This window comes from Candidatus Chlorohelix sp. (genome assembly GCF_037138995.1).
Classification (GTDB): domain Bacteria; phylum Chloroflexota; class Chloroflexia; order Chloroheliales; family Chloroheliaceae; genus Chlorohelix.
The window spans coordinates 21,568-40,543 of sequence record NZ_JBAXHI010000024.1; the positions used below are offsets into that span (position 1 = coordinate 21,568).

The 18,976-nt window shown below is 46.4% G+C and carries 18 protein-coding genes; 2 read left to right on the forward strand and 16 right to left on the reverse strand.

The genetic code is table 11. From position 1 onward, the window contains the following. Nucleotides 1-11: 11 nt before the first annotated feature. From WCK19_RS11760 to selA, 16 genes are all read right to left on the reverse strand, one after another. Nucleotides 12-698 carry a YggS family pyridoxal phosphate-dependent enzyme gene (locus WCK19_RS11760; protein WP_342397577.1) on the reverse strand — a complete coding sequence of 229 codons (687 nt, stop codon included), beginning with the start codon at nt 696-698 and terminating at the stop codon, nt 12-14. Between the two features lie 12 nt (nt 699-710). Next, on the reverse strand, nt 711-1,346 hold the full coding sequence (locus WCK19_RS11765) for a zinc ribbon domain-containing protein (RefSeq protein WP_342397578.1): 636 nt from the start codon (nt 1,344-1,346) through the stop codon (nt 711-713). 236 nt (nt 1,347-1,582) lie between these two features. Beyond that, on the reverse strand, nt 1,583-2,815 hold the full coding sequence (locus WCK19_RS11770) for a glycosyltransferase (RefSeq protein WP_342397579.1): 1,233 nt from the start codon (nt 2,813-2,815) through the stop codon (nt 1,583-1,585). A 3-nt stretch (nt 2,816-2,818) separates the two neighbouring features. Beyond that, nucleotides 2,819-3,223 (reverse strand): diacylglycerol kinase family protein, encoded by a 405-nt coding sequence (locus tag WCK19_RS11775; protein ID WP_342397580.1) that lies wholly within the window; start codon nt 3,221-3,223, stop codon nt 2,819-2,821. A gap of 2 nt (nt 3,224-3,225) precedes the next feature. Further along, on the reverse strand, nt 3,226-3,717 hold the full coding sequence (gene ybeY / locus WCK19_RS11780; protein ID WP_342397581.1) for an rRNA maturation RNase YbeY: 492 nt from the start codon (nt 3,715-3,717) through the stop codon (nt 3,226-3,228). 4 nt (nt 3,718-3,721) lie between these two features. After that, complete coding sequence (locus tag WCK19_RS11785; protein ID WP_342397582.1) at nt 3,722-6,271, reverse strand: HDIG domain-containing metalloprotein; 2,550 nt, start codon at nt 6,269-6,271, stop codon at nt 3,722-3,724. 160 nt (nt 6,272-6,431) lie between these two features. Next, complete coding sequence (cimA, locus tag WCK19_RS11790; RefSeq protein ID WP_342397583.1) at nt 6,432-8,060, reverse strand: citramalate synthase; 1,629 nt, start codon at nt 8,058-8,060, stop codon at nt 6,432-6,434. A gap of 279 nt (nt 8,061-8,339) precedes the next feature. After that, nucleotides 8,340-9,452, reverse strand: coding sequence for a 3-isopropylmalate dehydrogenase (gene leuB / locus WCK19_RS11795; RefSeq protein WP_342397584.1), 1,113 nt, complete (start codon nt 9,450-9,452; stop codon nt 8,340-8,342). 85 nt (nt 9,453-9,537) lie between these two features. After that, nucleotides 9,538-11,178, reverse strand: a complete 1,641-nt coding sequence (locus WCK19_RS11800) for a 2-isopropylmalate synthase (protein WP_342397585.1) — start codon at nt 11,176-11,178, stop codon at nt 9,538-9,540. Between the two features lie 68 nt (nt 11,179-11,246). Then, nucleotides 11,247-12,239 (reverse strand): ketol-acid reductoisomerase, encoded by a 993-nt coding sequence (ilvC, locus tag WCK19_RS11805; RefSeq protein WP_342397586.1) that lies wholly within the window; start codon nt 12,237-12,239, stop codon nt 11,247-11,249. Between the two features lie 108 nt (nt 12,240-12,347). After that, nucleotides 12,348-12,734 (reverse strand): hypothetical protein, encoded by a 387-nt coding sequence (locus tag WCK19_RS11810; RefSeq protein ID WP_342397587.1) that lies wholly within the window; start codon nt 12,732-12,734, stop codon nt 12,348-12,350. 84 nt (nt 12,735-12,818) lie between these two features. Next, nucleotides 12,819-13,343: an acetolactate synthase small subunit gene (ilvN, locus tag WCK19_RS11815; protein ID WP_342397588.1), complete on the reverse strand. Its 525-nt coding sequence runs from the start codon at nt 13,341-13,343 to the stop codon at nt 12,819-12,821. 61 nt (nt 13,344-13,404) lie between these two features. Next, complete coding sequence (gene ilvB, locus WCK19_RS11820) at nt 13,405-15,141, reverse strand: biosynthetic-type acetolactate synthase large subunit (RefSeq protein ID WP_342397589.1); 1,737 nt, start codon at nt 15,139-15,141, stop codon at nt 13,405-13,407. Nucleotides 15,142-15,396: 255 nt separating this feature from the next. Beyond that, complete coding sequence (locus WCK19_RS11825; RefSeq protein WP_342397590.1) at nt 15,397-15,594, reverse strand: hypothetical protein; 198 nt, start codon at nt 15,592-15,594, stop codon at nt 15,397-15,399. A gap of 164 nt (nt 15,595-15,758) precedes the next feature. Further along, on the reverse strand, nt 15,759-15,923 hold the full coding sequence (locus WCK19_RS11830) for a hypothetical protein (protein ID WP_342397591.1): 165 nt from the start codon (nt 15,921-15,923) through the stop codon (nt 15,759-15,761). 206 nt (nt 15,924-16,129) lie between these two features. Continuing rightward, entirely contained in the window at nt 16,130-17,539 is a 1,410-nt protein-coding gene (selA, locus tag WCK19_RS11835; RefSeq protein ID WP_342397592.1) for an L-seryl-tRNA(Sec) selenium transferase, read from the reverse strand. A 118-nt stretch (nt 17,540-17,657) separates the two neighbouring features. Between selA and WCK19_RS11840 the strand changes: the two genes are divergently transcribed. Both WCK19_RS11840 and WCK19_RS11845 read left to right on the forward strand, forming a co-directional pair. Beyond that, nucleotides 17,658-18,341, forward strand: coding sequence for a TlpA disulfide reductase family protein (locus tag WCK19_RS11840; protein ID WP_342397593.1), 684 nt, complete (start codon nt 17,658-17,660; stop codon nt 18,339-18,341). 5 nt (nt 18,342-18,346) lie between these two features. Next, entirely contained in the window at nt 18,347-18,976 is a 630-nt protein-coding gene (locus tag WCK19_RS11845) for a DUF2085 domain-containing protein (protein WP_342397594.1), read from the forward strand.

The window sequence follows — 18,976 nt, forward strand, 5'->3', positions numbered from 1 at the left end:
AGCAAACTTGCCTAGAAAATGGCTCGCCCTATCCGCACTAGTGTTGCCCCTTCTTCAATTGCTATTTCAAAATCATTAGTCATACCCATCGAAAGTTCCTTCCAATGTGGAATTGTAACATCATTTCTAATTTTATCAAATAGAACGCTTAATCCTTTAAAAACATGGCGGGTTTCTTCGGGTGCAGCTACATACGGAGCCATAGTCATTAAACCACGTAGCTGCAAATGGGGTAAAGCGAATAGCCGCTCGATTTGAGACTCAAGTTCGACCACATTGAAACCATGTTTGCTGGACTCTCCTGAAATATTAACCTCCAGTAGAATCGGCATAATTTTGCCCTGTTCGTCACAATGTTGATCCAATACTTCGGCTAACCGAAGGCTATCCACCGAATGAATCATGTCGAAAAGGGCAACGGCACGTTTGGCTTTATTGGTTTGTAAATGTCCAATAAGGTGTAATCGTGCCGTACCGGGAGTATAAGGCAGTGGGGTAAACTTTTCTTCGGCATCGCCTATCCGGTTTTCGCCGAAGTCTAACAAGTCTAGGCGGCAGGCTTCTTCAACCATCTCACGGCTGACTGTTTTTGTAACGCCAACCAGCGTAATTTCTTCAGGCTTGCGCCCCGCTCGAAGCGCTGCTCTGCTGATACGCTTTCTAACTCGTTCCAGTTTATCTGCTAGGGAATCCGACATTTTTCTTCAGGCTCAACCCATTTTCTTGCCACAACTAGGGCAGAATTTAGCTCCCGCGGGGACTTTTGAGCCACATTCGGTACAGAACTGTTCTTGCGGTACAAGGTTATAGCCACAATTTGGACAGAATTTTGCGCCACCCGTATTTGTGCCACAGCTAGGGCAGGTTACCACCTGCTTTTGTTGCAGGTTTACATCGCTGACAAAATCGGTAGCCATTGCCTTTTCACGGATTTGTTGCACAAAAGCCTCTGATTTGGCAACCTCTATTTCGCCCTCTTTTTTAGGAGCGCAGTTGACGCACATGCCAACTTCCTGATTCCAACAAACTTCTTTGCAGACCCAAGTTCCGCAACGTTGGCATTGGTTAAATAACGGCTTCAACTCAGTTATAGCAACGTTAAAAGCGTCATCTCGCGCTTTTCCACGTGTTAGACGATCCACTTCATCTGAACCGCTCGCAACCCTGCCAAATACTCCGCCAAACACATTGCCTAACCCACGTACAATTTCACCGGCTGCTCCCAATTTATTAGCTCGAAACTGGCTCATAAAACCGTTGCCGCAGCGGTCGCAGAAAAATTCAAACTGGAAACCGACATCTGTACTATGATCAGAGTAATTACGGGTGAATGGAATTGGAGGCATGCTTATTATCTCCTTTTGCAGGAACTGTCGATTATAATCAATTTTTGATGCGACAGGCGCTCATTGTGCAGAATAGTTCTTGTCCGAAGAACTATTCATTTTTATCACATGAACGATTCATACTCGCATAATAACATTGCACTTAAGCTATTGCAATAATTTTAATAGGTAGTGGGAAACCTAGTAGCCTAGCCTTTTTAAATCCTAACTCGGTTATAAAACAGCTTGAAACAAAACTATAGCGCTTCATCGAGTAATGGTGTAATCTTGCGCCAGTCGAAATGATTTGCAACAAACGCTCTTCCATTTGTGGCAAGTTCATTTTTCAAAGAAGGGTTTTGCAATAGGCGTATTGTTGCTGCGCTAAATTCTTGCGGATTATTAGCGATTAGCGCCTCTTTGCCGGGGGTTATCGGTATGCCGTCTGCTCCCATCGTGGTAGTTAATACCGCTTTGCCCATTGCCAACGCTTCCAGCACTTTAAATCGCACACCGCCCCCCATTCGCATCGGAACGATGTATAGCTCTGCTTCCCGCACAAATGGACGCGCATCCGGCACTTGCCCGGTTACAGTGATTCCGGGTAAGTTCGCCAACGCTTGTACTGCTGGAGCGGGTCTGCGCCCGACTATGTAGAAGGTTGCTTCGGGTTTTGCCAGCCTAATTTTGCTCCATATCTCATTAGCAAACCAAACCACCGCATCCACATTTGGTCTGAAATCCATTGAACCGGTAAAAACCAATCGTTTTGGCAACTCTACGGCAGTAGGGTCAGGTGCATATTCTTCAAGGTCTATCCCGTTTGGAATTACCTTGATTTGTGCATCTGGGGATAGACTGAGCAGTGCCTTGCGGTCATTATCGCTCACTGCAATTGCAGCATCAAAGAAGCCCAAAGCCTCAGATTCATATTTATTCAAACGTTGTGTTTGGATATAGCTGTAAAGCGCGGTAGGGTAACGGCGCAAGCCTGTTTTGAAGTCGCTCTCATAAGCGCGTTTCTGCAATAAATACTCAGCATTATGCTCATCTAAAACCAGTTTTGGGCGCGAAATACCCGAATTTTTGAAAAGCTCATGCACGAATGGCGCAAGTTCCAACGCCTCACACAGTAAAACATCCGGTTTAAATTCTGTAACCAAGCGGTTGAGCTTTTCCTGAAAATGGGATGAAACCAAACGCAATGCCAAATCAGGTAAAGGATTCAGCGCAAGGCTTTGTACTCGCTTTATTTTCGAGCGAACCGGAGGGTGTGCTACAAATTCTACTCGTGTGCAATATTTGGAAAGTTCGGCATAGGCAGCCTCGTGACTTTCTTCGATTTCTTCAGGGCGGACAAAGCTGAGTAAGGCGATGTTGTATTTGCCGGTTGCGCCAAGATATTTGATAAAGTTATAATTGCGAATTGGCGCCCCTTGGTCAGGTGGGAAAGGGTTTTGAGGGGTCAGAATCAGAATTTTGCGTGACATTATTTACCCGCCAAAAAACCAATGTAGTAAGTGAGGCAAGAAAATTACCAGCCCTACCCCAACTGAGAACATTGCTGATACCAGTACCGCTCCTGCCGCCGCATCCTTTGCCACTTTTGCCAAATGATGGTATTCAAGAGTGTGCATATCCACGATGGCTTCTGCAACAGTATTTACCATTTCGAGGCTGTAAACCAGCGCCATAATTGTTAGCAGGCAAGCCCATTCCACTAAGGTAACACCAAGTAGGCAACCCACTATTACAACAGCTATGCCTACTAACAGATGTACCCGCATGTTGCGCTGCGTTCGTAAAACATACCAGATACCTTGCCAAGCATAGTAAAAGCTTTTGAAAAAAGTAGCACGCTTAACCTGAGGAGCGCTAGGCTTATTTGCCTGTTTCATTTCTACTTTCCGTCCAGAGTTTTCGAGGCAATTTCTTCTTTAGCTCGCATTACCTCACGATCGGCATCTTTTTCATGGTCGTAGCCTAGTAAGTGGAATACGCCATGAATAACCAATTCTTGCACTTCGCGAGTGACGCTATTTCCAAACTCAGGCGCTTGTCGCTCCGCTTGCGGATATGAGATGATAATGTCTCCCAGATAGCGGGTTGCTTGTGCGTCAGGAGGGAGCGCAAAAATGCTATTTTCCTGCGATTCTTCTGCCGCAAAACTCAATACATCTGTAGTATTGTCAACGTTGCGGTAGCTATTATTGAGTTGGCGCACTTCCTCATCATCGCTAATTGCTACCGATAATTCGATAGATTGATTCTCAAGACCCTCGGCGTATAGCACAGCAGTAGCGGCAGCAATTACTTCCGTGTGGTTCAGTTGCGTTTCAAATTGCTCGGCTATATCACAATGTATCAAGAAATTTTCACTTAAAGAAATCACTTTTTTACTCTTCTGTATTTTGTTGTACCCGATTTATGCGCTGTCCTGCTCCACCAATTCCCCCTGTACCTTTACGTTGGTTATTATTACCGTTTGTTTTTGGGTTATCTATCTCAGGCGGCATAGTGGATTCTTTTTCAATATAACCGCTATCGGCGGCTCCTTCAGTAAGGGTGGGAACAGGTTTATCAGGGGACAACTCTATCACCGTAGCTGTAACTATTTTGTTTTCTGCTCCAACTTTAGTATCAAGTTGTTCATTATAATCTACGCGAGGGTGGTAAATGCTGGTTAATTGCTCAATGAATTGCTGTCGGGTGCGCTCGATTTCTCGCAATGTCAGGTCACATTCATCAAGTTGATTATCCTTAACACGGTCATCGAATATTTTATTTACAACTTCAGTAATGCTAAGCGACTTTTTTAAGTCCGATTCAGGTTTGATTACCTGCACTTCTGGCGTTTTGCCGGTGAGTATTCGCCCACTTTGCACATTGGCGCGTACAGCCGCTTCACAACCATCCGCCAGCATAACCAATGCCGCGATTTTGGTTTGAGGTTTAGGTCCCGGATAACGAAAATCCAACTCCTCCATATCCAAACCCATTTGCAGTGCCTTGTTATAGAAATAGCTGATAACGCAGGTTCCATGATGCTGTTGAATGATGTCCACTACCCGCTCTGGCAAGTTGTGTTCTTTTGCTAATTCTATGCCATACTCTACGTGGCGTTTTATTATTCGCACACTCTCACGCGGGTCAAGCGTGTCATGAATATTGGGACGATTGCCCTGATTGTCTATAAAGTAATTAGGACATTCAAGTTTGCCGATGTCGTGGTAGTATGCGCTTACTCTTGCCAGTAAAGAATCACCTTCTAATCGTTCGGCAGCCTGTTCCGCCAAACTACCTACCAGCATGCTGTGGTGGTATGTGCCGGGCGCATCTCGCATCAACTGACGTAACAAGGGTTGGTTGGGGTGTGAAAGTTCCATTAGGACAATTGGAGAGGTTACACCAAGCGCCCTTCCCAATACGCTAAAAGTAAAGAAGGCAAGGCTCGCGCTTAATAGCCCGTTTACCAAACTGAAGATTAGCAATAGACCGATATTGCCCGGTTGTATATTGCCTAGAATAAGCGTGTAGAAAAGACCTGCCAGAAATTGAATGCCTGCGCTGGCAACTCCCGCAAAGGCGAAATATATGGTACGTTCAGCTTTCCATAAGGTTAGCGCTCCTACCAGACCGCCACAGAAATATACCAGCATTAGCTCAGGCGATTTTCCTTCCAACCCTGCTACCAACGCAGGTATTAACGCCACCATTAGCCCTACATTGATATTTATCAACGTAGTAACCGACATGCTGATTCCGGCGATGGGTAAAAGATATGGCAGCAAACTATGGTCGGAAGTGTCCACCAGTAAACGAATACCGATAGCCGCCAATATCATAGAAAAGGTTATGAAGCCTAATATTTTGTAATTTTTCCATAGGGTGTTATAAATTACGCCTATATAGCTACATAACAGAAAGAGTAAAAGCGCAATTACCCCAACCACTCCGAAAATATAAGTCCATTCATTTAGGCTGTTCCTTAGTCCATAACGTTCCATGCTTTCGACATGGATAGGTTGGATTAGCTCGCCTTTTCTGACTATAACTTGCCCCTTTGTAAGATTCTGAGTAACCGATTGGGTGCTTTCTCTTGCCAGAATCTGGTTTCGTTTGGTGGCTTCTATATCAAGGATTGCGTTGGAAACAATAAAGGGGCGGACTAAAGCTACTACCAAACGACGGTCTTGAATATTTAGCTGTGCAAAGGTTGTGGGTAAACTGGAAGGGTTACTGACTTCAAGATTTAGCCGATTTAGTTCCTCGCTGAGTTTGCCGGGTATAATCTGGCGGCTCATAACAGTATTGAAGGTGCTGCGAACTTCTGCGGATACACTATCCCAATCACCTGCACTAAGTGAAGCAAGCGCACTCAGGTCCTCTTCTGCTAAGCGTGCATTAACGATTTGGGACTGAATCTTCATAGAGGCAAAAGCCAGCGGACCGGTACTTCTGGCAGCAGTTATGAGGTCAAGTACAGTCAGCATCGCATTCCGCTGGTTGGAGATGCTTACTTCGTCACGCTTGTAAACGTTGTTGGTTGGGTTATCTGCGTTGAGTTCACGCGCCTCATCCGTTAGGATTTTACTGCTATAGCTGAGGTTACGCGGTGCTACTACGTCATCAAGCGCTACCTCACCGGCGGATTGCTTATAAACCGCTTTTACATCAACCTGCCATAGCAGTGCAATAGCTATACCGGTGAGGCTGAAAAAAGCAAAGATAAACGCGGTCAAGCGACGCGCCAACAAGGATCTATCTGTAAGATTAATTAGCAATTTTAGCCAGATATTTTTTGAGCCGTTTCTTTTAATATTTGGGGTAAATTTAAGTTCAGCGGTATCCTTTTCTGCTAGATTCTGCTTACTCTTTGTTTTGGAAGGTGATTTAGTTTTTTTCTGCTGGTCGGGTTTCTGCTTACTTTTTTTCAATAAGCTCATATTTTTACCTAGATTTTGGAAATTTTATTTGGTTACATTTTCGACTTCAATTTATCCCGACGCAGCCTTATTTTATCGTAACATGAGGCAAACTACAACACAATAAAAAGACGCCGCAAGTTAGCGACGTCGTGGCTTTTATCAAAAAGAAGTTGTTAGGTTAAACTGTTTGTAGCGCGGATGCTTCCGGTTGATTTTGCTTGAATAAATGGTACACCAGCGCGTATTCAAGGCTATCTGCCAGCGCAAACCAACTAGCTTCAATCACGTTAGTGCTACTACCAACGGTCTGCCAGATTTCATGCCCATCGGTGCTGGTAATAGTCACTCGGATACCGCTGGCAGTGCCATCTTCATTTACCACCCGCACCTTATAATCAGTCAATCGTACTGCATCAAGTTGAGGGTAATATATTACAAGCGCCTTGCGTAACGCCGCGTCCAGCGCATTAACTGGTCCATTTCCATCTGCAACGGTATGCAACATATTTCCAGCAATTTGCAATTTGACTGTTGCCTCACTTAGCAAGCCTTCACTGCTGCTGGCACGCCGCTCTGATAATACCAACATATCCCTTAACTCAAATGGGGCGGTGTAACCCGGTTGAGTGCGCCACATTATCAATTCGATGCTTGCTTCAGCATTTTCAAAGTGGAATCCGCGATTTTCAAGTTGCTTTATCTGTTCGATTACTTCTTTTACTTCGGCATCACCCTTGTGCATCTGCAAGCCAAGCTGATAGGCTTTATGCAAAACATTGCTTTGCCCGCTCAGTTCCGAGATTAGGACGCGCTGGCTATTCCCAACACTTTCAGGCACGATATGCTCATAGGTGCGGCGATCCTTCATAACTGCATCTACATGCACTCCACCCTTATGGGCAAAGGCGCTGCGACCCACAAACGGCAACTGATTATTGTGCGACAAATTCGCCACTTCTGCCACATATCGGGAGATTTCGGTCAAGTTTGCGAGATTGCCTTCTGGCAAGCAGTGGTAGCCCATCTTTAATTCAAGGTTGGGCAATACAGAACACAGACTAGCGTTACCGCAGCGTTCACCGTAGCCATTGATAGTACCCTGCACTTGCTCTGCGCCGTTCCGAACGGCAGTAAGGGTATTGGCACATGCCAAATCGCCATCGTTATGCACGTGAATGCCTAAACGGGCATTGGGGATAGTCTCTTTCACTCGTGCAAGTATTACTGGCACTTCTTCGGTCAGCAAACCTCCGTTAGTATCACACAGCACCACCCAATCTGCGCCCGCAGCGTGGGCTTGGCGTAGTGTTTCCAGCGCATAATCCGGGTTTGCTTTGTAACCATCAAAGAAATGCTCTGCATCGTACACTACCTCACGTCCGGCTTTTTTCAAGTAGGCGACACTATCCGAAATCATCTTCAGATTTTCTTCGAGGGTAGTACCCAAAGCGCGAATTACATGCAAATCCCAAGTTTTTCCAAAAATTGTTATTACCGGCGTTTTGGCTTCAATCAGCAAACGCAGGTTGTTATCATCTTCCGGCAAAACATTGGCGCGGCGAGTGCTGCCAAAAGCGGAGAGTTTTGCATTTTTTAGCTGCAATTCGCCTGCTGCCGCCCGTGCAAAAAACTCCTCATCTTTAGGGTTGCTGCCGGGCCAGCCCGCTTCTATATAGGCAAGACCGAGCATTTCATCCAGCTTTTTTACCAGATTTAGCTTATCTTCTACCGAAAAGCTCAAGCCTTCGCCCTGACTGCCGTCACGCAGGGTTGTATCGTAAACCACTATTCGTTTATCTTCCAACATTGTCTGATTCTCCATTTCCAGCCGGGTCAGGCTGAGTGATAAATTTACAATTCCCCTAGGGTCACAATTAAATGTAAGAATCAGCCAATTTCCGCGCCGACCACCGGACTAAAAGCCCTACTCAAGGCTTCTAGCGGGATGATCGGCGCTAAACAATTTCCTTTTTCAACTTCTCTAAGCATTTTGCCTCTATTTCGTGCTACATATTCTCTATCAGGTCTTTTGCTTGAGTCAGACAAGGGGCTAAAGCCCCCTGCCTTTATACTAAAATTATTTATTTTAGCGTGTGACTTTAGCGCGAACTCGCTCAGCTACAGCATCACCCATCTGGATAGTATTAAGTTTGGTAGTGCCGGTCTGATAAAGGTCGGGAGTACGCAAGCCATCATTAAGGGCTTGCTCGATAGCCTCCTCAATTGCAGAAGCCTCTTTTTCCAGACCAAAGGTAGAACGCAGCAACATTGCCACGCACCCAATCGCTGCTAACGGATTGGCAATGCCCTGTCCGGTGATGTCGGGGGCTGTGCCGTGAATCGGCTCATACATGCCGTATTGCCCGCCGTATTCATTGCGGCGCGTTCCAAGACTGGCGCTTGCCAGCAAACCCATCGAGCCTGCCAACATCGAGGCTTCATCGGTGAGGATGTCGCCGAACATGTTTTCAGTTACAATCACGTCAAAGGCAGAGGGTTTGCGAATCAGGTTCATTGCCGTAGCGTCCACTAACAAATGCTCTAGTGCAATATCGGGGTATTCTTGCCCTACTTCAGTGGCTACTTCACGCCACAAACGGCTGGTATGCAATACGTTTGCCTTATCAACTGAGGTAACAAGTTTCTTGCCGTTGCGCTGCCGTGCCAATTCAAAGGCAGTTCGCACGATGCGGCTGATTTCCTGCTCACTATAGGGCAGGGTGTCAATGGCTTTGCGTCCTTCGGCATCGGTGTAGCGTTCTGCTGGTTTCCCGAAATACAGTCCTCCGGTTAATTCGCGCACCACCACCATGTCAACGCCTGCCAGCACTTCCGGTTTCAGGTTGCTGGCGTTTTGCAAAGCCGGCAGGTTTTTAACCGGGCGAAGATTGGCGTAAAGCTCGAAACCCTTACGCAGCCGGAACAAAGCCAATTCCGGGCGTTTGTCCATCGGCGCATTGTCGAATTTAGGTAAACCTACCGCGCCAAAGAGAATTGCATCGGCGCGATTGCACATTTCCATCGCTGAGTCTGAGATTGGCACACCTTCTGCATCAAGAGCAGCGCCACCCACCAATCCAAATTCGGTATCCAGCGTATGCCCAAACTCCTCGGCTACTACCTCAAAAACTTTAAGTGCTTCTTCTGTTACTTCCTGACCTATTCCGTCACCGGGTAGTACCGCAATCTTGAAGTTCATTGAACAATCCTTGTATTAGAAATATAAATGCAGCATACAGGAATCGCTTAGTCTGATGGTAGCAGTTCCTGTATCTTCTAGTTTGTTATCTTCCGAAAGCGCGGCTCGTTCCGGCAAGCGGTCCGAACTCATCGCGGCGATAGGGGTCTGCGCCCGATTCATCAGCAAATTCGCCCATTTCCACAAAACGATTAACCGCTTGCAGGTAAGCGCGGGCTGAAGCCACAATTATATCGGTGTGTGCGCCATGTCCGCTAACTGTGCGTCCCTTGTATGATACCTTGATTGCCACCTCACCCATTGAGTCAATGCCCTTGGTTATAGCGGTAATATTGAACTCGCTGAGAACGCAGTGTACACCGGTAATGCGATTGATAGCAGCGCAAACCGCATCTACCGGCCCGTCTCCCGTAGCCGAGTCGGTTACAATCGTACCATCGGGCGCAACTAATTTGACAGTTGCAGTAGGAATAGACTTGTCGCCAGAGGTAGCCTGAATTTGTTCAAGTCGGAACATAGTTTTATTCTCGTTCTGAACCTGATCAATCACCAATGCCTCAAGTTCGCGGTCGGTGACAGACTTCTTGCGGTCACACAATTGTTTGAACTCAAAGAAAGCGCGGTTTAATTCCTCACCTTCCAAATAGTAGCCTAAATCTTGCAGCTTTTTCTTGAAAGCATGTCGTCCGCTATGCTTGCCCAATACCAGATTGGTATCACCTGCGCCTACTGCGGAGGCATCCATGATTTCGTAGGTGCGTCGTTCTTTCAACATACCGTCCTGATGAATACCGCTCTCATGGGCAAAGGCATTTGAACCTACAATTGCTTTGTTGGGCTGCACCATGATACCGGTAAAAGAGCTTACCATCCGGCTCGTTTTCTGGATTTGCCCTATATCTACGCCAGTCCACAGGTTAAAGAAATCGCCGCGCGTGTTAAGCGCCATCACGATTTCTTCCAGCGCGGCATTTCCGGCGCGTTCACCGATACCGTTGATAGTGCATTCAACTTGTCTTGCGCCAGCGCGAAGGGTAGTCAGGCTGTTGGCAACTGCCATTCCCAAATCGTTGTGGCAATGAACCGAGATAATAACGTTCTCGATACCTTTTACCTGCGCCTTGACTGTCAAAATCATATTCTCGTATTCGTTAGGAGTGGTATAGCCCACCGTATCTGGTAGGTTCACGGTAGTAGCGCCGGCATCTACCGCTGCTTGAATCATTTGGCAAAGATAATCAAGCTCGGAACGGGTCGCATCCTGTGCGCTGAATTCAATATCGTCACAATATTGTTTGGCGTGTGCTACCATTTCGCGAGTTTGCGCCAACGCTTCTTCACGGGTAAGTTTGAAAAGATGTTGGAGATGAATATCCGAACTGGAGATAAAAACGTGAATACGGGGTTTGTCGGAATGTTTGACGGCTTCCCAGCAGCGGTCAATATCCTGAGCGCGGGCGCGGGCGAGACCAGCGATAGTGGGACCTTTTACTTCCTGTGCAATGCGCTTTACCGCCTCGAAATCGCCTTCGCTGCTAATCGGAAAACCGGCTTCGATTACATCCACACCCAAACGCGCCAATTGCTTGGCAATTTCGATTTTTTCATCCGCGTTCATAGTTGCGCCGGGCGATTGCTCCCCATCGCGCAGGGTGGTATCGAAAATGATTACACGATTGGCTTTATCGTGGCTCACTACCCCGCTCTCTCCGCTCTGACTACTCATCTTATCCTCCATTTATTTACAGGCGAAAGCGCTCTGAAAAGAACCAGAGCGCTATTACCTTGTGTTTGTTACTTTGCGTTCAACCAACTCATCATTGCACGCAATTCTTTGCCGACCTTCTCAATAGGATGCTCTCTCTCCACTCTACGCAGCGCTTGGAAGGAAGCTTTGCCGGACTGATTTTCCAAAATAAATTCTTTGGCAAACTGTCCGTTCTGAATTTCTCGCAATATCCGCCTCATTTCGGCACGAGTTTCATCATTTACGATGCGCGGTCCGCGGGTATAATCGCCATATTCAGCGGTATCGCTGATGCTGAAACGCATATATTCCAGCCCGCCCTTGTACATCAGATCCACAATCAGCTTAAGCTCGTGCAAGCACTCAAAATAAGCTGCCTCCGGTTGGTATCCGGCTTCTACAAGGGTTTCAAAACCGGCTTTGGTCAAGGCTGCCAGACCACCGCACAATACCGCTTGCTCTCCAAAGAGGTCGGTCTCGGTTTCTTCCTTGAAAGTGGTTTCAAGTACGCCGGCGCGAGCCGCTCCGATACCACGCGCATAAGCCAGCGCTTGCTGTTTGGCTTGTCCGGTGTAATCCTGCTGAACTGCTACCAATGCTGGAACGCCTCCACCTTCTACATACACGCTGCGTACCAAATGTCCCGGTCCTTTGGGCGCAATCATTGATACGTCCACGAACGAGGGCGGCAACACTTGGTTGAAGTGGATGTTAAAGCCGTGAGCAAACATCAGAGTGTCGCCATCTTTCAAGCCCGGCTTGATGTCCTGTTCGTAAACCGCACGTTGGGTCTGATCGGGCAGAAGTATCATGATAACATCTGCTTCCGCCGATGCTTCCGCCACGGTTTTAACAGGAAGATGTTTTGCGGCTTCTTCCCAGCTTTTGCTGCCTTTGTAAAGACCGATACGCACGTCACAACCGCTTTCGTGCAAGTTCAACGCATGCGCGTGACCTTGGCTACCGTAACCGATAATTGCTACCTTTTTGTTTTTTATAAGGTCAAAATTCGCATCTTTGTCGTAATAGAGCCTCGCCATTATCTCCTCCTCAAAGGTTTCGGCTATTGGCATTCAGGTTTATTACCGTTCATAAATAAAACTGCCTTCATGCCCGTTGGTTCCGTAACCTGAATCCACAACCCGAACCTAGTAAACGTTATCCCAGATATTGTCGTGTGATGGTTTCCAAGTAACTAATCGATCATATGCCCGTTGCATCAGGTTTGGTACACGTTCTTGAGCTTCGGTTCGATTGGAAGTACCGATTCGTTCTACGAAGAAATGAGTATCACCTTCGTATAACTCGTAGGCGGCTTCGATACATATTCTAACCAAATCCTCGCTTGCGTCTGCCACAATCATAATGCGACGACCTTTGTTCTCGATGTTATCGAGTCTGCAAGAATAATAGACAGAAGCATTGAGCTGCTGAATATGGCTAAGAGCGTCCTGCAGTTCGCCCTTAATAAATCTATCCAAAGCATTTTCAGCTTCCAGCGTATTCACCTGAGTGATTGCGTAGGTTGATCCCATTTTTCTCGAACTCCTCTCATACTACACAGTGTTTTGAAACTATTGTTTGAAATCGGTAGTCCTCACAACTGCCAGTTTCTTAACTTAAATTGCTCCTGCTACAGAGGATCCTCGCAACATGGCTACGCTGCCAGTTCGAACGCTTTCTTTGATACCATAACGCCTTAACAGACTGAACAGGCGATCAACTTCATCTTCCGGTCCGGTAGATTCAAGGGTTATGCTATCGGGGGCTACATCCAGTACCCGTGCTTTAAAGATTTCGGCAAACTGCATAATTTCAGCCCGGCTTTCAGGCTTGTCGGCGGTGACTTTTATTAGCGCCATTTCACGGATAATACTTTGCTCGGCGGTGACATCGGTTACTTTAACTACTTCCAGTACCTTGTAAAGATGTTTAACCATCTGCTCGACCTCATTGTCTTCACCGGCAACGGTCAAGGTCATACGGCTAAGATTGGCTTCTTCGGTATGTCCCACGCTCAGGCTTTCAATGTTGAAGCTGCGTCTTCGGAACATGCTCACCACCCGATTCAATGCGCCCGGCTCGTCTTCCAACAGCACAACCAACGTATGCTTAATTCCGGGCTTTGCAGTTATAGTAGGCATTCTGGCTTCCTTATATATTCCAGTATCCCCCTCACCCATGCAAGTGAGGGGATAGAGTTAATTAAGCTTCGGTAATAGCATCCAGGTTTGAACCACCCGGAGGAACCATTGGGAATACGTTTTCACCTTGCGGGATAATGAAATCAATCAACGTCGGACCGTCCCAATCGTTGGCTTCTTGAATGGTGCGAGCTACTTCATCGCGGTGGGTTACGCGCCAAGCACGCACGCCGAAGGCTTCCGCCAGTTTAACGAAGTCTGGTCCTGTGATTGGGGTGCTATGGTAGCGTCCATCATAGAACACCTGCTGCCACTGCCGAATCATTCCTAACACGCCGTTGTTAAGTATGGCTATTTTGACGTTGATTTTTTCCTGTACACAGGTGGCAAGTTCCTGCATATTCATTTGGAAACCGCCATCACCTGTTACCGTCCACACTGGCACATTCTCTCCCAAAGCCATTTTTGCGCCCATCGCGCTTGGCAAGCCAAAGCCCATCGTACCTAAACCGCCGCTGCTAATCAAGGAATTAGCCTTGCGGAAGTTGAAGTGTTGCGCCACATACATCTGGTGCTGCCCTACGTCGGTGGTAATAACCGCATCTCCGCCTAAAACCTCACCTAAAGTTTTGATGATGAATTGAGGAGGTAGCACGCCCAGACGCGCCATTTCGTTGTCGCGGCGTGCTGCGTCTTTTCCGCGCCAATGGGTGATTTTTTCCAGCCATTCCGTATGTTTGGCGGCATTGACGTGCAAGTTCAAAACCTGCAATATTTTTTTCACATCGCCTACAATCGGGATATGGACAGGCACGTTCTTACCGATTTCAGCCGGGTCAATATCAATGTGGATAATCTTGCAGTTACGGGCGAAGGATTTCAAGTTTCCGGTTACGCGGTCATCGAAACGCATACCCATCGCAATTAGTACATCCGACTCATTGATAGCATGATTGGCATGCAAGTTACCGTGCATACCGGGCATACCCAAGCTCAAAGGATGCGCGGTTGGGAAACTGCTCAAACCTTGTAAGGTGCTAATAACCGGAATCTCGGCTCGTTCTGCTAGTTCCATCAGTTCGTTATAGGCTTCGGAAGTGGTTACACCATGCCCTACCAGAAGTACAGGGCGTTGCGCCTCATTTATCAGTTTGGCAGCCTGTTTGATTTGGCGAGCATGACCGAAAACAGTAGGGTTATATCCACGCATTTTTATTTCGGTGGGATACCCGGTGAAATAGGTTTTGCTGGTAAATACGTCTTTAGGAATATCCACTAGAACAGGTCCGGGTCGTCCGGTACCAGCAATGTGAAATGCCTTTTTGACAGTTGTTGCCAAATCGGCAGTGTCCATTACCAACCAGTTATGCTTGGTAATTGGCAAGGTAATACCGGTAATGTCAGTTTCCTGGAAAGCATCACGACCAATCAAGCTGCGTGTTACTTGCCCGGTAAGCGCTACTACCGGTGCGCTATCCATCATAGCAGTAGCAATCCCTGTAACCAAGTTGGTTGCGCCCGGTCCGCTGGTACCCATACACACCCCTACCTTGTTGGTGGCGCGGGCGTAGCCATCTGCTGCGTGCGCTGCTGCTTGCTCATGCCTTACGAGTATATGCCGGATTTCAGGATATTCGCTAAATACATGATAGAGCGGCAAAAGCACACCACCGGGATAGCCAAATATAACCTGTACGCCCTCTGCAATCAAGCACTCGCAGAGAATACGCGCACCGTCAAGTTCGCGTTGTGTGAAGCGAACATCAGCCTGTTGCTGTGTTGAAGTGGTGGTAGCCATTTTTTACCTCTTCCTCCTCAGATTAACATAACAATAACGACGTTTATTAGCCTTTTATCGGCTTGAAACGCGCCCTTGCGATCAAAATTTGTCTTCAAACAAATACAATTATTTAGTTTTAGTGTCTTCGCGTCTTTGCGATTATTATTTTGTGAGCTATATTACCGGAAATTTATTTGGCACCGCTTGGCTCTTTAATCGAATACCGGGTGATTAAGGTAACGCTTCTTTGCCTTTACCTAACCTAGTATTTTTCTAAAGACCAAGCGGGCTAAGAACGAGTAGGAGACCGTTAAGGCTAATAATAAGGCTAATAAGTAGAAGAATAAGGGGATTAATGAGGCTAAGGGAAGTAGCAGTGGGTATTGCAAAAGCTTGAGGCTGGTTAGCCATTCGAGTGTAACAGGCTTGGTTCGCCATCTGGCGTTCCCTCCCCTGCATTGGTTCATTCATACGATACATCACTGCAATTATCCTTTCCTCAAAACATCGGGCGAACGCCCGTTTCTCTTATATTCTTAAGTGTTATTACTTATTGTTAATAACAAATGCTTTATTTGTGAAAAAACCTCCCTTTTGGGGGGAGGTTTCTTAGTTTCTGATTTTTCCTGTTTCAGTTAACTAGATTTTTCCCCAGAACCACCCATCTGCTTACGTAGGAATACTACAAGAAGGGCAAGGATTGCGAGGATAAAAAGGAAGCGGAAGAAGCCCCCACCTTTTTTCGTTTTCTTCTCAATTTTTTCGGCTACCTGTGCGCTAGCCTTTTTTTCTTTTGCCATTATGGCATCTCCCCAACAGAAGGTTCTGAAAAGAATTAGCAAATTAAATACTTTCCCAAATTTAACACATTATTGAAGAACTTGTCAAGTTGTATTTCAGTTAATTTTGAATGATTTTGCCTATAGCCATTCTATATAGATTATTTAATCTCTTAAAAGCCTTTTCAGTTAAGAGCATTTATAGAAGTCGAAAAGCCCAAGTGATTTTATGATGTGATAGAGCCTTTCTTTTTCAAAGAGCCTAATAGTATTTCGTCTTGATTAGGTAATACGGTACGAGGGTCTAGTAATAGTGTTTCGCGCTCAACTCGGCAAATTATCGCGGGGTGCTGTTGTCGCAGGGCGGAAGTCAGCATTGCGGCGTTCTTTCCCTGTAATGCGGGCAACGCCAATAGATAAGTAGGCAGAGTTTCGCCCGGTAGAGAACCTCCTCCCACCGTAGAAAGCCCTTCCACAATGGTAGCGCCCTCCCAGCAATTAGCCAGAATCGCTTGCCAGTTTTTGGCACGTTGTAATATTTCCGTTTGCGACATCGAAATCATTTGCCACACCGGGATTTTCCGTTCCGCTTCACCCTTTAGATAATGCAAAAAGGTAGTTTGGAGAGCTGCAATTGTCATTTTATCGAGCCGCAACGCGCGAGCGAGTGTATGGTTTTTGAGTTTTTCGACTAAGTCCTTGCGCCCTGCAATTATTCCGGCTTGTGGGCCGCCAAGCAATTTATCACCGCTAAAAGTTACCAGATGCACGCCCTTGCTAATGCTTTCCTGAACGGTAGGTTCATGCGACAAGCCGTATTGAGCAGTATCCAGTAATGTGCCGCTGCCTAAATCTTCTACCACAATCAGGTTGTGCGCGTTTGCCAATTGCACCAATTCTTCCAGTTTGGCTGAATGGGTAAAACCAATAACCTTGAAGTTGCTACTGTGTACCTGCAATATAACTGCTGTATTGGGAGTAATTGCATTTTCGTAATCTCTAAGATAGGTTTTGTTGGTAGTACCTACATCAACCAACCTACCGCCACTTTGAGCAATAACATCCGGTACTCGAAAAGAACCACCGATTTCCACCGCTTGCCCCCGTGAAATCAGCGCCTCTTTATCCCGTGCGAAAGCAGAAAGAACCATGAAGACCGCTGCCGCATTATTGTTTACTGCCAACCCTGCTTCCGCTCCAGTCAACCGCGCTATCAAATCTGAAATATGGCTCATGCGACTGCCACGTTCCCCTGTATCCAGTTCGTATTCAAGGTTGCTATAGCCTACCGCAACCTTACTCACTGCCATCGCTGCTTCAACGCTAAGCGGAGCGCGTCCTATATTGGTATGTACAATTACTCCGGTAGCGTTTATAACTTCGCGCAAATTTCCGTTACTGATATTTTTTGCCACACTTTCGATTTCATCCAACAATTGCTGTGAAGTGAGAGGTGTGGCACCTTGCCGAATATTTTGCCGTGCTAACTCCAGTCTCTCACGCGCTATAGTGGTTATAAAATCACGCGGCAAGCCTTCTACTTCTATCAGCCTACGTAATTGTGCTGAAGTTAATAGCTTGTCAATTGCAGGCAGCAAACGATAGGGATTCGAAGGCTCATTTGAAGTATTAGTCATGTATTAATCAAAATCTAAATTTATGAATTGTCACAATAATTGCGTCGGTATCTTAAAAATGCTACACTCAACTAAAGAAGAAGTCAATCCTATATTTTTGAAAAAGGGGCAATAAGCAATGGCAAATATCGCAGAAAAATATAAAAAAGAACAGGCAAATCCCACAGCTAATCCTCGTTCATCCCGTCCTGATTCTACTGCTGCAAGGCTGGCACGGTTTGCATTGGGTTCTATTTTCGGTATAGCCTTTCTGTTTGGCTGCTACATTATGCTTGCTACCGCACTACGCGGACCCGATACCATTACAATGGATGGTGTTACTCAAAAAGCGGGCTTGATTCCCAATCAGAAGCTGCCCACCGAAGAATTGAAAGAAAATGATATTGCGCCTGATTTTGTGCTAGGTCAATTAGGCGGGAATCCGGTACAACTCAGCAAATTTCGCGGCAAAGTTGTTTTTGTGAATTTCTGGGCTTCTTGGTGTATTCCTTGCCAAGACGAAATCAAAGATATTAATGATTTTTACAAGCAGCATAAAAACGATAGTTCCGTAGCTGTTTTAACCGTAAACCAGAAGGAAGACGATAGCACTATCAAATCCTTTTTCAAGGACAATGGAGGTGTCACAGTTCCGGTACTACTCGATAAGAATAGCGAGGTAGCTGGCGGTTATTTTGTGACAAAATTCCCGGAGTCATACTTTCTTGATAAGAACGGTAAAATTGTAGCGATTCAGCGTGGACAGTTAAGCGCAGCCGAGATAAAAGCGTTTTACGAAAAAGCTTTAGCCAGTGGTAACTAAGTATTATGTCCGAACCAAAATTTCAGAACAGGCAAAAAAATATTAAGCTCGACCCTGAAAAAATGGCATATATTCGGGATGATATACCGGAGTGGCGGCAACGTCTTTCCGAGAACACTGTTGAAGGTTTTACCGGGTTTCTGCGCTTTATGTCGCAACGTTGGCTAACGGCGCTTAACACTTTTAATATTGGGATGGTCGGGTTAGCTTTGGCGGTACCGCTTGCCGAGCAGCAGGGTTGGCGTTGGCTGAGCGTTCCGGTAAACGGGTTGTGCAGTTTGCTATGCGTACAGGAACCCTCGCACTCTTTCTCCATTGAAGGGCATCAAATGGGCTTATGTCAGCGGTGCTTGGCAATCTATACGGTGTTGGGGTTGACCGGGCTAATATTCCATATCCTCAGAAACCGTTTGCAGCCACTTAAGCTGTGGCAATATGGCTTGTTTTCTTTGCCGCTGCTGCTAGATGCCTTTACTCAGCTTTTTGGCTGGAGACAAAGCGCTTGGGAATTGCGTTTGCTAACCGGAGGTCTATTCGCTATCGGCACTGTCTGGTATATTTATCCTCAGATTGAAATTGGTATGCGCCGCCTAAAAGCGCGGTTCAATGCTAGGCTATTGGAAACGAGGGCTTAA

Coding starts and splice junctions, on each gene's coding strand:
- WCK19_RS11830 (WP_342397591.1), bottom strand. CDS start 15,923: ATGGCAAAAGAAAAAAAGGCTAGCGCACAGGTAGCCGAAAAAATTGAG.
- WCK19_RS11765 (WP_342397578.1), bottom strand. CDS start 1,346: ATGCCTCCAATTCCATTCACCCGTAATTACTCTGATCATAGTACAGAT.
- WCK19_RS11785 (WP_342397582.1), bottom strand. CDS start 6,271: ATGAGCTTATTGAAAAAAAGTAAGCAGAAACCCGACCAGCAGAAAAAA.
- leuB (WP_342397584.1), bottom strand. CDS start 9,452: ATGAACTTCAAGATTGCGGTACTACCCGGTGACGGAATAGGTCAGGAA.
- selA (WP_342397592.1), bottom strand. CDS start 17,539: ATGACTAATACTTCAAATGAGCCTTCGAATCCCTATCGTTTGCTGCCT.
- cimA (WP_342397583.1), bottom strand. CDS start 8,060: ATGTTGGAAGATAAACGAATAGTGGTTTACGATACAACCCTGCGTGAC.
- WCK19_RS11840 (WP_342397593.1), top strand. CDS start 17,658: ATGGCAAATATCGCAGAAAAATATAAAAAAGAACAGGCAAATCCCACA.
- WCK19_RS11775 (WP_342397580.1), bottom strand. CDS start 3,223: ATGAAACAGGCAAATAAGCCTAGCGCTCCTCAGGTTAAGCGTGCTACT.
- WCK19_RS11845 (WP_342397594.1), top strand. CDS start 18,347: ATGTCCGAACCAAAATTTCAGAACAGGCAAAAAAATATTAAGCTCGAC.
- ilvC (WP_342397586.1), bottom strand. CDS start 12,239: ATGGCGAGGCTCTATTACGACAAAGATGCGAATTTTGACCTTATAAAA.
- WCK19_RS11770 (WP_342397579.1), bottom strand. CDS start 2,815: ATGTCACGCAAAATTCTGATTCTGACCCCTCAAAACCCTTTCCCACCT.
- WCK19_RS11810 (WP_342397587.1), bottom strand. CDS start 12,734: ATGGGATCAACCTACGCAATCACTCAGGTGAATACGCTGGAAGCTGAA.
- ilvB (WP_342397589.1), bottom strand. CDS start 15,141: ATGGCTACCACCACTTCAACACAGCAACAGGCTGATGTTCGCTTCACA.
- WCK19_RS11825 (WP_342397590.1), bottom strand. CDS start 15,594: ATGAATGAACCAATGCAGGGGAGGGAACGCCAGATGGCGAACCAAGCC.
- ilvN (WP_342397588.1), bottom strand. CDS start 13,343: ATGCCTACTATAACTGCAAAGCCCGGAATTAAGCATACGTTGGTTGTG.
- WCK19_RS11760 (WP_342397577.1), bottom strand. CDS start 698: ATGTCGGATTCCCTAGCAGATAAACTGGAACGAGTTAGAAAGCGTATC.
- WCK19_RS11800 (WP_342397585.1), bottom strand. CDS start 11,178: ATGAGTAGTCAGAGCGGAGAGAGCGGGGTAGTGAGCCACGATAAAGCC.